This window comes from Streptomyces sp. DH10 (genome assembly GCF_029813805.1).
GTDB lineage: Bacteria > Actinomycetota > Actinomycetes > Streptomycetales > Streptomycetaceae > Streptomyces > Streptomyces coeruleofuscus.
In genome coordinates, this window is sequence record NZ_JARVKU010000035.1 from 1 (window position 1) to 12,786 (window position 12,786).

General features: G+C 67.3%; 12 protein-coding genes and 1 tRNA gene. 8 read left to right on the forward strand and 5 right to left on the reverse strand.

Features of this window, described 5'->3' with window-relative positions:
- Positions 1-134: 134 nt before the first annotated feature.
- Together QC385_RS40810 and QC385_RS40815 are read right to left on the reverse strand one after the other, a co-directional pair.
- On the reverse strand, positions 135-596 hold the full coding sequence (locus tag QC385_RS40810; protein ID WP_279546473.1) for a RidA family protein: 462 nt from the start codon (positions 594-596) through the stop codon (positions 135-137).
- Complete coding sequence (locus QC385_RS40815; RefSeq protein WP_003991873.1) at positions 596-754, reverse strand: DUF4177 domain-containing protein; 159 nt, start codon at positions 752-754, stop codon at positions 596-598. Before QC385_RS40815 ends, QC385_RS40810 begins: the two co-directional genes overlap by 1 nt.
- 130 nt (positions 755-884) lie before the next feature.
- Between QC385_RS40815 and QC385_RS40820 the strand changes: the two genes are divergently transcribed.
- Both QC385_RS40820 and QC385_RS40825 read left to right on the forward strand, forming a co-directional pair.
- Complete coding sequence (locus QC385_RS40820) at positions 885-1,862, forward strand: ArsA family ATPase (RefSeq protein WP_150482209.1); 978 nt, start codon at positions 885-887, stop codon at positions 1,860-1,862.
- A gap of 70 nt (positions 1,863-1,932) precedes the next feature.
- The gene (locus QC385_RS40825; protein ID WP_279546474.1) at positions 1,933-3,342 is read left to right on the forward strand and encodes an ArsA family ATPase; all 1,410 of its coding nucleotides are present in this window, start codon (positions 1,933-1,935) and stop codon (positions 3,340-3,342) included.
- A gap of 146 nt (positions 3,343-3,488) precedes the next feature.
- Here QC385_RS40825 and wblA read toward each other — a convergent pair whose 3' ends face one another.
- Positions 3,489-3,827, reverse strand: a complete 339-nt coding sequence (wblA, locus tag QC385_RS40830) for a transcriptional regulator WblA (protein WP_010031964.1) — start codon at positions 3,825-3,827, stop codon at positions 3,489-3,491.
- 408 nt (positions 3,828-4,235) lie between these two features.
- On the opposite strand from wblA, the gene QC385_RS40835 reads away from it, so the two are divergent.
- Entirely contained in the window at positions 4,236-6,530 is a 2,295-nt protein-coding gene (locus QC385_RS40835; RefSeq protein ID WP_279546475.1) for a transglycosylase domain-containing protein, read from the forward strand.
- Positions 6,531-6,627: 97 nt separating this feature from the next.
- Here the strand turns inward: QC385_RS40835 and QC385_RS40840 are convergent, their stop codons facing one another.
- Positions 6,628-7,092, reverse strand: coding sequence for a GatB/YqeY domain-containing protein (locus tag QC385_RS40840; protein ID WP_150482206.1), 465 nt, complete (start codon positions 7,090-7,092; stop codon positions 6,628-6,630).
- 146 nt (positions 7,093-7,238) lie between these two features.
- On the opposite strand from QC385_RS40840, the gene QC385_RS40845 reads away from it, so the two are divergent.
- The 5 genes from QC385_RS40845 to QC385_RS40865 all read left to right on the forward strand — a co-directional run bounded on the left by QC385_RS40845 (position 7,239) and on the right by QC385_RS40865 (position 11,157).
- On the forward strand, positions 7,239-8,165 hold the full coding sequence (locus QC385_RS40845) for a metallophosphoesterase (RefSeq protein ID WP_279546476.1): 927 nt from the start codon (positions 7,239-7,241) through the stop codon (positions 8,163-8,165).
- A gap of 149 nt (positions 8,166-8,314) precedes the next feature.
- Positions 8,315-9,088, forward strand: a complete 774-nt coding sequence (locus QC385_RS40850; protein WP_279546477.1) for a Pr6Pr family membrane protein — start codon at positions 8,315-8,317, stop codon at positions 9,086-9,088.
- 47 nt (positions 9,089-9,135) lie between these two features.
- A tRNA-Pro gene (locus QC385_RS40855) sits at positions 9,136-9,209 on the forward strand.
- Between the two features lie 246 nt (positions 9,210-9,455).
- The gene (locus QC385_RS40860) at positions 9,456-10,685 is read left to right on the forward strand and encodes a DUF262 domain-containing protein (RefSeq protein WP_279546478.1); all 1,230 of its coding nucleotides are present in this window, start codon (positions 9,456-9,458) and stop codon (positions 10,683-10,685) included.
- Entirely contained in the window at positions 10,666-11,157 is a 492-nt protein-coding gene (locus QC385_RS40865; protein ID WP_279546479.1) for a HEPN domain-containing protein, read from the forward strand. Before QC385_RS40860 ends, QC385_RS40865 begins: the two co-directional genes overlap by 20 nt.
- A 53-nt stretch (positions 11,158-11,210) precedes the next feature.
- Here the strand turns inward: QC385_RS40865 and QC385_RS40870 are convergent, their stop codons facing one another.
- Positions 11,211-12,725: a LacI family DNA-binding transcriptional regulator gene (locus QC385_RS40870; RefSeq protein WP_279546480.1), complete on the reverse strand. Its 1,515-nt coding sequence runs from the start codon at positions 12,723-12,725 to the stop codon at positions 11,211-11,213.
- Between the last annotated feature and the right edge of the window lie 61 nt (positions 12,726-12,786).

Genomic DNA, 12,786 nt, shown 5'->3' on the forward strand with positions numbered 1-12,786 from the left:
GGCTGGGGGAGTGCCGGGCGGACGCCCGCGTACTGGTTGTACGTGGGTGTTCGCCCGGTGCGGCGAGAGGGCGTGCCGGGCGTCGCGGGGCAGGCGGGACTTTGCGGACACGCCCTAGGACCGCCGAAACGGTGTTACGCGAGCTCCACCTGGATCTCGACCTCCACCGGTGCGTCCAGCGGCAGCACCGCCACACCCACCGCGCTGCGCGCGTGCACGCCCTTGTCGCCGAGGACCTCGCCGAGCAGCTCGCTGGCGCCGTTCAGCACCGCGGGCTGGCCCGTGAAGTCGGAGGCCGAGGCCACGAAGCCGACGACCTTCACCACGCGTGCGATGCGGTCCAGGTCACCGGCGACGGACTTGACGGCGGCCAGGGCGTTCAGCGCACACGTGCGTGCCAGCTCCTTGGCCTCTTCCGGGGTGACCTCCGCACCGACCTTGCCGGTGACCGGAAGCTTGCCGTCCACCATCGGCAGCTGCCCGGCGGTGTAGACGTACGGCCCGGACTGCACGGCCGGCTGGTACGCGGCGAGCGGCGGGACGACGTCGGGCAGGCTGAGGCCGAGCTCGGCCAGCTTCGCCTCGACGACGCTCATTACTGCTTCTCCCGCTTCAGGTAGGCCACGAGCTGCTCGGGGTTGTTCGGCCCGGGCACGACCTGGACGAGCTCCCAGCCGTCCTCGCCCCAGGTGTCCAGAATCTGCTTCGTGGCGTGGACGAGCAGCGGCACGGTTGCGTATTCCCACTTGGTCATGCGGCCGACTCTAGCCGCTGCCGGAGAGGGGTCACACGGCCGACCACGCCCCCGGACGCCCGCCCTCCTCGGCGATGGTTATCCACAGCCTCCCGCGTAGCCCGGGCACGGACTGGTTAGGCTCGAATACGTGAGCAGGCTCCAGGTCGTCAGTGGCAAGGGCGGTACCGGCAAGACGACGGTGGCCGCGGCCCTAGCGCTGGCCCTGGCCACGGAGGGGAAGCGGACGCTTCTCGTCGAGGTCGAGGGCCGTCAGGGCATCGCGCAGCTCTTCGAAACGGAGGCGCTGCCTTATGAGGAGCGGAAGATCGCCGTCGCTCCCGGGGGCGGGGAGGTGTACGCGCTGGCCATCGACCCCGAACTGGCCCTTCTGGACTACCTCCAGATGTTCTACAAGCTGGGGAGCGCCGGACGGGCCCTGAAGAAGCTCGGGGCGATCGACTTCGCCACCACCATCGCGCCCGGTCTGAGGGACGTACTCCTCACCGGCAAGGCATGCGAGGCGGTGCGGCGCAAGGACCGCAGCGGGCGGTTCGCGTACGACTACGTCGTCATGGACGCCCCGCCCACCGGGCGCATCACGCGCTTCCTGAACGTCAACGACGAGGTGGCCGGTCTCGCCAAGATCGGCCCGATACACAATCAGGCGCAGGCAGTGATGCGGGTGCTGAAGTCGCCGGAGACGGCCGTGCACCTGGTGACGCTGCTGGAGGAGATGCCCGTCCAGGAGACCGTGGACGGCATCGCCGAGCTGCGGTCGGCGCGGCTGCCGGTGGGGCGGATCATCGTGAACATGGTGCGGCCGGAGGTGTTGGACGCGGCCGACCTGGAACTCGTACGGACGGTCCCGCGTTCCACGGTTGCGCGGTCGCTGTCGTCCGCCGGGCTCGGCGGGGCGAGGCGCGGCGGGCGTGCGGAGCGGCTGGTGGATCCGCTGCTCACCCAGGCCGAGGAGTACGCCGAGCGGTACACGCTGGAGCACGAGCAGCGCGCGGTGCTCACCGAGCTGGGCCTGCCGCTGCACGAACTGCCGCTGTTCGCCGAGGGCATGGACCTGGCGGGGCTGTACGAGCTGGCCCGCGAGCTGCGCGAGCAGGGCGTGTCATGAGCCGGGCAGGCCGCTGCCCCCGGAACAGCACACAGGCAAGGCCCGTCTTGAGTCGGAAGCAGGGGATGTCATGAGTCGTCCGGACCCGGCCCACACCCACGACCCGGCCCGCCACCACCTGTCCCCCGCGCGCGTGCTCGACATCGATCCGCTGCTGGAGGACCCGAAGACCCGCATCGTGGTGTGCTGCGGCTCGGGCGGGGTCGGCAAGACCACGACCGCGGCGGCCCTGGGGCTGCGCGCGGCCGAGCGGGGCCGCAAAGTGGTCGTCCTCACCATCGACCCGGCCCGCCGGCTCGCCCAGTCCATGGGCATCGACTCCCTCGACAACACCCCGCGCCGCGTGAAGGGCATCGACGACTCCGCGGGCGGCGAGCTGCACGCGATGATGCTCGACATGAAGCGCACCTTCGACGAGATCGTCGAGGCGCACGCGGACCCCGAGCGGGCCGCCGCGATCCTGGGCAACCCCTTCTACCAGTCGCTCTCGGCGGGCTTCGCGGGCACGCAGGAGTACATGGCGATGGAGAAGCTCGGGCAGCTGCGGGCCCGGGACGAGTGGGACCTGATCATCGTCGACACCCCGCCGTCCCGCTCGGCGCTGGACTTCCTGGACGCGCCCAAGCGGCTCGGGTCGTTCCTGGACGGGCGGCTGATCCGGCTGCTGACGGCGCCGGCGAAGCTGGGCGGCCGGGCCGGGATGAAGTTCCTGAACGTCGGGATGTCGATGATGACCGGCACCCTCGGCAAGCTCCTCGGCGGCCAGCTCCTCAAGGACGTCCAGACGTTCGTGTCCGCGATGGACACGACCTTCGGCGGATTCCGCACGCGTGCGGACGCGACGTACAAGCTGCTCCAGGCGCCCGGCACGGCGTTCCTCGTGGTCGCGGCCCCGGAGCGGGACGCGCTGCGCGAGGCCGCGTACTTCGTGGAGCGGCTGGCCGCGGAGGACATGCCGCTCGCCGGGCTGGTGCTCAACCGGGTGCACGGCAGCGGCGCCGACCGGCTGTCGGCCGAGCGGGCGCTCGCCGCCGCCGAAAATCTTGAAGAACCCCGCATTGTGGATCAGGAGGGCGGGAAAGCAGTACTTCGTAACTCCCCCGACACGTACGACAGTTCAGGCTCTCCCACAACCGAAACACCAGCTCCGGCTGCGCTTGAGGCTTCTGACGGTGGCTCCCCCGCCGAGGACGCCGAGAACACCGAGCGCTCCGTCGACCAGCTCACGGCAGGTCTGTTGCGGCTGCACGCCGACCGTATGCAGTTGCTCTCCCGTGAGCAGCGCACGCGTGACCGCTTCACCGCGCTCCACCCGGAGGTGGCCGTGACAGAAGTGGGCGCGCTGCCCGGCGACGTGCACGACCTCGCGGGACTGCGCGACATCGGCGACCGGCTCGCGGCGAACGAGCGCGAGCTTCCCGACCCCGCCGACGACTCCGAGCTGCCGGACGCGGACACCCGACCCGAGGCGAGCGCCTGAGCAAGTGCCTGCCCGAGACGAGAGCCTGGGCGAGCGCCTGAGCAAGTGCCTGCGGGCAAGCCGGTAGTGCCTGCGGGCAAGCCGGTGATGATGGCGAAGGGCCCGTCGAGGGCCCTCTGACCTTCGAAGCTCCCGGAGGGAACCCCTCAGCTCACCGCCGCGTAGTTCTCGTAGACCTCGTCGTCGTCGAGGGGCACGATGCCCGTGCCGCGCTCGTACTCCGTACGCGCCGTCTCCAACAGCCGGCGCCAGGAGGTCACGGTGGGCCGCCTGCGCAGCAGTGCGCGGCGCTCCCGCTCCGTCATGCCTCCCCACACGCCGAACTCGACGCGGTTGTCCAGCGCGTCGGCCAGGCACTCCGTGCGCACCGGGCATCCGGTGCACACCGCCTTGGCCCTGTTCTGCGCCGCTCCTTGAACGAACAGTTCATCCGGATCGGTAGTGCGGCAGGCCGCCTGCGCACTCCAGTCGACTACCCAGCCCATACCGGCGCCGTCCTCTCCCGAATCGAGGCTCCCCCACGGCGGCAGCGGCATATTCACCGCCGCCAGTTGAGGACGTTACGGAAGGTGGGCACAGCGCAACACCCCCAGCGGGCCCAATCTTGAATGGTCCGAACGGACTATGGGTAAGCGGCAGATCACCCGGGGGAGTGAGCTGGCGACATACGTAACCTTCCCGGCAAACCAGGACAGTTCAGTTGCGTCACAACGGACGCCGTATGACACACAAGGCGGATTCGGACACGACCCCATCAAAAAAGTTGGGGAACACCCGGAACGATTCGGGGTCGCCGGACGTATTGATACGTGGCCTCACTGCTGTGACAGTTGAGAGCAGCTTAGGCCAAGGCCTATACGCCTGTCCGGCGAATGGCAACGTAGGCTGCCCTCATGCCAAAGAAGCGCTCGGGCGGTGGTCTGTCACCCACGCAGCAGGCCGCCAAGTTCCTCGGTGTCAGTGTTCTCGCGGGAGCCGTGCTGGCCGGTATCGCGCTGCCCGCGGTGGGAGCGCTGGGGCTGGCGGCGAAGGGATCGGTCGAGAGCTTCGACGAGCTCCCGGCCAACATGAAGACCCCGCCCCTGAGCCAGCGCACCACGATCCTCGACGCCGACGGCGGCCAGATCGCCACGGTCTACTCGCGCGACCGCACGGTGGTCCCCCTCAAGGACATCTCGCCGTACATGCAGAAGGCGATCGTCGCGATCGAGGACTCGCGCTTCTACCAGCACGGCGCGGTCGACCTGAAGGGCGTCCTGCGCGCCCTCAACAAGAACGCGCGCAGCGGTGAGGTCGCCCAGGGCGCCTCGACCCTGACGCAGCAGTACGTGAAGAACGTCTTCGTCGAGGAGGCCGGCAACGACCCGACGAAGGTCGCGCAGGCCACCCAGCAGACCATCGGCCGCAAGATCCGCGAACTGAAGTACGCGATCCAGGTCGAGGAGGAGCTCGGGAAGAAGAAGATCCTCGAGAACTACCTGAACATCACGTTCTTCGGCCAGCAGGCCTACGGCATCGAGGCCGCGGCCCAGCGCTACTTCTCCAAGTCCGCCAAGGATCTGAACGTCCAGGAGGCGGCCCTCCTCGCGGGCATCGTCCAGTCGCCCAGCCGGTACGACCCGGTCAACGACGAGGCGGAGGCCACCAAGCGCCGCAACATCGTGCTCCGGCGCATGGCCGACGTCGGCGACATCTCCCGGGCGCAGGCCGCCGAGGCGATGAAGGCGCCGCTGGGCCTGAAGGTCAGCAAGCCCAAGAACGGCTGCATCACGGCGGTCAAGGGCGCTGGCTTCTTCTGCGACTACGTGCGCGAGGTCTTCCTGAACGACCCGGTCTTCGGCAAGACCAAGGAGAAGCGGGCGAAGGTCTGGAACCAGGGCGGCCTCACCGTCCGCACCACCATGGACCCCCAGGCCCAGGACGCGGCACAGGCGTCCATCAAGGACCACGTCTACCGGAGCGACGATGTGGCCACCGCCGCCACCCTCGTCCAGCCCGGCACCGGCAAGGTCCTCGCCATGGGCCAGTCGCGTCCGTACGGCGTCGACATCAAGAAGGGCGAGACGACCCTCAACCTGTCCGTCGACGGCGACATGGGCGGCGGCATGGGCTACCAGCCCGGTTCGACGTTCAAGCCGATCGTGGCCGCCGCGGCCCTCGAGGACGGCATGCCGGCGAACAAGGTGTACTCCTCGCCGTACCAGATGGCGTACCCGAGCCCCGTCTCGGCGTGCGACGGCAAGGTCTGGAAGAACAGCCGGACCGACCCCGCCAAGCTCGAGAACGAGAACGAGTCCGAGGTCGGCCCGTACGACATGAAGGAAGCGACCGCCAAGTCGGTCAACACCTACTACGTGCAGATGATCAGCGACATCGGCATCTGCCCGGTCACGACGATGGCGAAGAAGATGGGCGTGGTGCGGGCCGACGGCGACAAGATGCCCCAGGTGCCCTCCATCGCCCTCGGCACCCAGGAGATGTCCCCGCTGACCATGGCGAACGCGTACGCGACCTTCGCCTCGCGCGGGATGCACTGCACGCCGGTCGCCATCGAGTCGGTCACCCAGCGCGTCGGAGACCAGAAGAAGTCGCTCCAGGTCCCGAAGTCGACCTGCTCGCGAGCGATGTCGGAGAAGACCGCCGACACCATCAACGCGCTGCTGAAGGGCGTCGTCGAGGACGGCACGGGTAAGAAGGCCGGCCTCGACAGCCGCCCCAGCGCCGGCAAGACCGGTACGACGGACGAGCGCTACGCGGCCTGGTTCGTGGGCTACACGCCGAACATGGCCGGTGCCGTGTGGGTCGGAGACCCGGCCCACAAGCGGAAGATGACCAACATCACCATCGGCGGCCGGTCGTACGGCAAGGTCTTCGGCGGTGAGGTCCCCGGCCCGATCTGGAGCGACATGATGAGCGGCGCGCTGGAGGGCAAGCCCGTCGAGCAGTTCAACACCGTCCACATCCCCGACGGCATCGACCGGGACCGCGGCGACGGGCACGGCGACGACGAGGGCCGCGGCGACGGTGACAACGGCAACGGCAACGGCTTCATCGGCGGCCTGGTCGGCGGCAACAACGGCGGCGGGGGCGACGACCCCTTCCCGACGCCTTCCTTCTCCATTCCGGAGGGCTTCTTCCGGGGCCAGGACAACGGGGGCGGGAACGGCAACGGCGGGCGGTTCGGCTGATCCGCCGGTGTGACTGAGCGGGGCGTGACTGACAGAGGGCGGCCCCCGCTCCCCTTCTTCGGGGAGTGGGGGCCGCCCTCTGCGGTCCAGGGCCGGGTCAGCCGGCCAGCAGCTTCTTCACCGCGGCGGCGACGCGGCCGCCCTCGGCCTGACCGGCCACCTTCGGGTTCACGATCTTCATGACGGCACCCATGGCCCGCGGCCCCTCCGCACCTGCGGCCCTGGCCTCCTCGACGGCCTGGGCCACGATCTGCTGGAGCTCCTCGTCGGACAGCTGCTTGGGCAGGTACTCGGCGAGCACCTCGCCCTCGGCCTTCTCGCGCTCGGCGCTCTCGGCACGACCACCCTGCGCGAAGGCCTCGGCGGCCTCGCGACGCTTCTTCGCCTCGCGGGTGATCACCTTCTGCACCTCGTCGTCGGAGAGCTCGCGCTTCTCCTTGCCCGCGACCTCCTCCTTGGTGATCGCGGCGAGCGTCAGCCGGAGCGTCGAGGAGCGCAGCTCGTCGCGCTCCTTGATCGCGGCGTTGAGGTCATCCTGCAGCTTCGACTTGAGCGTGGTCATGGGGTTGATTGTCGCAGGTGCGGACAGAAAGACGCCCCTTGATTTGTGGGGCCGTGATCCTGGGGACGGTTTAGGGGCCGGTACCGCCGGGGCATTTCGCGCACCGCCGGAGGCAGGCGACCCCCGCAGTCTGACACGATGGTCATATGCACGCGCGATACGGAGTCCCCCTGGGAATCGCGGCGGCTGGTGCCGCCGGTCTGTTGTACGCGGCGGGCTTCGAGGCCCGCTCCTTCCGCCTCCGCCGGGTCACGGTCCCGGTCCTGCCCTCGGGAATGCGCCCCCTGCGCGTGCTCCAGGTCTCCGACATCCACATGGTCAGTGGTCAGCGCAAGAAGCAGCGCTGGCTGCGCTCCCTGGCGGGCCTGCGCCCCGACTTCGTGATCAACACCGGCGACAACCTCTCCGACTCGGAGGGCGTCCCGGAGGTCCTGGACTCGCTCGGCCCCCTGATGGAGTTCCCGGGCGCGTACGTCTTCGGCTCCAACGACTACTACGGCCCCATGTTCCGCAACCCCGCCCGCTACCTGCTGGAAAAGGTGCAGGGCCGCCACGGCCTGAACGGCAACCCGCCGGCCGTCGGCGTGGTGCACAACCCGTGGGAGGACCTGCGGGACGCCTTCGACGCGGCGGGCTGGCTGAACCTGACGAACACGCGCGGCACGCTCAAGATCGAGGGTGTCTCGCTGGAGCTGACGGGCCTGGACGACCCGCACATCAAGCGGGACCGCTACGAGCAGGTGGCCGGCGGCCCGTCGGACTCGGCCGACTTCTCCATGGGCGTGGTCCACGCGCCGTACCTGCGCACGCTGGACGCCTTCACCGCCGATGCCTACCCCTTGATCCTCGCCGGCCACACCCACGGCGGCCAGCTGTGCATCCCCTTCTACGGCGCCCTGGTCACCAACTGCGACCTGGACACGGACCGCGTGAAGGGCCTGTCCACGCACACGGCGGAGGGCCGTACGTCGTACCTGCACGTCTCGGCGGGCTGCGGCACGAGCCGCTACACACCCGTGCGGTTCGCGTGCCCGCCGGAGGCGACGTTGCTGACGTTGGTGGGGCGGGAGTAGCGGAGCCACTGCCCGCGGGTAGGGCCCGTGTGGGCGGTAGGGCTCCTGAGAATCGAGAGGCCGTGGCAGACGGTGAGAGACGGCGGGGCTGTTAACCCACACAGCCCGCCCGAATCGCCCCCTATATCCGCTTCTGCCAGCGTGGGGGCATGACCGCCCCGATACCCAGGGACATACCGGACCTCCCAGCGATTCCGGGCAAGCCCGCACTGAAGCCCTCCCCCGTCCCCGCCACGGCTGTCGTCACCCCGGTCCGCCGCCCGGCTGCCGCGGCCTTCCGGCTGCTGGTCGCCCTGGCGGCCGCCGCCGGCGTGACGCTCGAACTGCTCCTGGGAGACCCGTCCCGAACCCTGGGCTACTTCGCGATCCAGAGCAACATCCTGCTCGCGCTGGTCATGGCCTTCTCGGCCCGCCGCGCCTGGACGGCCAGCCGCCCGCTACCGGGTTCCGTGCTGGGCGCGACCCTGCTCTACGTCGTCATCGCCGGCCTGGTGCACCACCTGCTCCTGGCGAACGAGGCGAGCCCCTTCTCCCTCACGGGCGAGGCCGCGGCCGCTCCGACGGGCTGGCAGGCCGTCGCCCACCACACCCTCCACACGCTGATCCCGATCGCGGCCGTACTGGACTGGCTCCTGCTCACGACCCCGGGCCGCCTGCACCTGCGCCAGGCCAGCATCTGGCTCCTCTACCCCCTGGCCTACCTGGCCTTCTCCCTCATCCGAGGCGAACTGCTCCTCCCGGGCACCCCCGACCGCTACCTCTACCCCTTCCTGGACGTCGACCAGGACGGCTACAAGAAGGTCCTGGGCAACGCCCTCCTCCTCGGCCTCTCCTTCTACGCCCTCGCGACGCTCCTCGTGGCCCTCGACCGCGCCCGCCCGAACCCCCTCCGCCACCCCTGGAAAACCGGATTTCGTCTCTAGCCACCAGTGGGCTAAAGTAAACGTCGTCGCCGCGACAGCAGCGACATCGGGGTGTAGCGCAGCTTGGCAGCGCGCTTCGTTCGGGACGAAGAGGTCGTGGGTTCAAATCCCGCCACCCCGACAGTGAAGTACCAGGTCAGGGGCCTGATCCGCTCAGCGGGTCGGGCCCCTGAGTGGTTTCCGGTGCCTCCTGGGAGAAATCTGGGAGAAGATCTTGGAATCTGCACTCGGCAGCGGAAGGCCGACGTTGCGTCCCCATCGCGCTCCGACAGCGTGAGGTACCGCACGCAGTGCCCGACGACGGCGCGCTCACATAGCTTCCGTGAGGGCCCAACATGTCCCAGTAGCAAGCTACTAAGCTCTCGCCATGGCAGAAGAACCAGCAGCCGCCGAGCCCGATGAGCACGAGGACCCGAGCGAGAGCGAGGTTCCAGAGGAGTCTCCTGTAGACGACTCGGATGCAGGCGCAATCGAGACTGAGCCTGTACGCGCGGAGGACGCGCTCCGATACTTCGGCGCGGACTTTGATGTCGACGGTCTTGTCAAACGGCTCGACGACGGGACCTTCATAATCCCGACGTTCGAGCCGCTGGCTGAGGATGACATCGCCGGCTACGAAGGGTTCCAGCGCGGCCTTGTCTGGAAGAAGAAGCAGATGGACCGCTTCATCGAGTCCATCCTGCTCGGCTACCCAGTCCCGGGCATCTTCCTCGTCGAACTGTCAGACCGCCGTTACTTGGTACTTGATGGGCAACAGCGCCTCTCCACATTCCAAGCATTCAAGCACGGTAAGTACTGGACAAAAGCTGGAGCGCGCAAGTTTTCCCTTCGATACGTCGGCGATGACGCGAAGGGTGCCACGTATGAAACGCTTGATCCGAAAGATCGCAGGCTCTTCGACAACACGTTCATCCAGGCGACCATCGTCGTTCCGAGAGGACCCGAGGGCAGGCGAGGGGTGTACTCGCTCTTTGAGCGCATCAACAGTGGCGGGACCAACCTCAAGCCGCAGCAGATCCGAGTTGCCCTCTACGCGGGCGCGACCGTAAATTTCGTTCGGGATTTGAACAAGGACCCGAACTGGCGAGCCATCTTCGGTGAGCACAACCGGGACCTGAAAGACCACGAACTAATCCTGCGCGCCATCGCCCTCATTCCCACAGGCCACGGATCGCAGTCTTTCCGGCCGCCAATGGCGCAGTTCCTGAACAACTATCTGGAGTTGTATCAAGACGAACTTCCCCCAGACCACGAGGGCATCCGTGATCGGTTCACAAAGGCCACCGCTTTGCTCAGGGAAGGGACCGGGGAGGGCGGGGAGACCGGGGAGACCGGGGAATCGGCACTGAGAATCAAGGGCACTCAGGTGAACGCCGCGCACACTGACGCGGTGCTCGTCGGACTTATGACCGCCCTTGAGAACGGCAAATCCCATACCCCAGAGTCTGTGACCACAGCTCTAAGCCAGCTCAAGGCAAACACCATGTACCAGAAAGCTGTAGCAGAGAGCACCTCTCACGCCGACCAAGTGCGGCTGCGTATCCGACTCGCGACGGCAGCCTTCCAGGGAGAACCCCTTGGCGCTGAGCAGGAGTGACGCACGCAGACAAATCAGCTCGCTGAAGTCCGAGTTGGATGCCTCCTATCAGAGGTACACCCAAGGACTCCTTTCGATGTCAATTCCCCTGCACGACGACATGCACAAGTACATGTGCATCCGACTTTCCGGATACTTAGAACAACTGATGTTCATATCCATCACCGGTTACCTAGGTGGCGCCGTCGGCGGAAGTCCACAAAACTTCGTGATGTCCTTCTTCAAAAGGGCCCCAAACCTGGGGCCGACCGCGCTGGAAGAACTCGTAGCGCGCTTCGGGGATCCATGGAAGTCGGAGATCGCCGATTTTCTGGGTCGGGACGAACGGAGAAACTCGCTAGGCAAGCTGATCGAGATCCGAAATAAGGTGGCGCACGGACAAAGCTATCAAGGCGGCCAAATGACCGTAGCCACCTACAAGAAGCTGGTAGACGACCTGCACTCTTGGGTGGTTTCTCGCATGCTTCCATAGTGTGCGCAGGAATTCCTCCGAGGCCCACGGCACTGGGCCTCGGAGGAATGGGCTCAGGGACGGCCGGAAAGACGCTCCGCCAAAAGGCCGTTCAGTACGGTGACGGATGACGTCGGACACATCGCTAGCCGGGCGTCCAAGGATGCCTCCCACTCGGCTGTGAGGTTGGCCAACAGTTCCTCTCGCATCTCTCGCGTGATGTGCGTGTAGCGTGCCTGCACCGAGCCGTCCATGTGCCCCATGCGCTCATCCATCAACTTAGGCGGGGTGCGGAACCCCTCCATACGCGTCTTGTGCGTGTGGCGCAGCCCGTGAGGCGTGAGTCCCTTCGCGATCGGTACCCAGCAGGAGTCCGCGCGCGCCGACGCCCCCCTCCCCCTGGCCGGTACACCGGGCCAAGGGTCGGCAAGCACTGGTACGGGCCGTGCCTCCTGCGGCGCCTTCTTGGGGTACCAGCCGGAGGCGGCTGGCGTGAAGAGCCACGTAGCGAACCCGTTCCGTCGCCAATGCTCGGCCTGGTCGACGGCGCCCCCGCCACGCGTGAATCCGAGAGCCTCGATGGCCTCCCGCACACGCGCTCTGCTGGCTTCGGCTACAACGTCCGGCCGGTTGAGGACGTTGGACACGGTGCCCGTCGAGACGCCGGCGCGTCTTGCCACGTCGACCACCTTTGCGCCGGTCTCTCCCGTGCGGGACACGCCCTGTCCGCGGAACATGTAGATGTTGCCGTGGCAGGAACAAGGCTTGGGCTGAGTACGCGCGATATGACCGGTCCAGAGGCGAGTGAGCCACCGCGGCGCGTCGATCGTGCGATAGCTGTCGTCCTTGGGAGGGCAGCGCTCGAACTCCCCCGAGTCGAGTTCGTAGAGCTGCCATTCCACGCGTACGGCAGCGTGCCGGATGAACTCGGTTTCTAGTCCGACGATTTCGCCCCACCGCATGCCTGTGTAGCCCTTGGTGACGACGGCAACGAACTCGTCGTCACGCCCGGAAAGGAGAGAGGCTCGCTCAGCGCACAGGAGGATTCCGATCGGATCTGTGACGACCTTCTCTGGTCCGCGGTCGCGCGACCGGCCCGCGCGTTTTCCCCTGCCACGCCGTTTGGTGGCAGGGTTGGCGCTGATGAGTTCGTCGTCCACCGCGTCTTCGAGGATCAGGTGCAGCGTGCCTCGCCACGTCTTCACACTCGACACGGCGTAGAAAGCCTTCTCCTTCTTCTCCCACGCGTCGACGTCTGTGCGTTGGATCGCGGCAAGCGGCCGGTCCTCGAACTCTGGAAGTAGGTGTTCTTCCAGGTGGCGACGGTAGTTCTGCATCGTGGACGCAGCTAGATCCTGCGCCGCATACCATCGTGAGGCGTACTCACCAAAGGTGATCTGCCCGGCTGCCGGGTCTTTCCATGTGCCTCCTCGCACCTTCGCCTCTTCGGCATCGGCAGCCTGCTTGGCTTCGCGCTTCGTGCGGAAGCGAATGGCGTTGCCTTTCTCGTCGAGGACCGTGCCGTACTTGCCCTTTGAGATCTTGAAGCGGCCACGCCAGTACGTGCCGCGGTTCTCCGGGAACCCCATGTTTCCTCTCATCACAAGCGATGGGCGGGAACCGAATACGGCTCCCGCCCATCGCGATCTT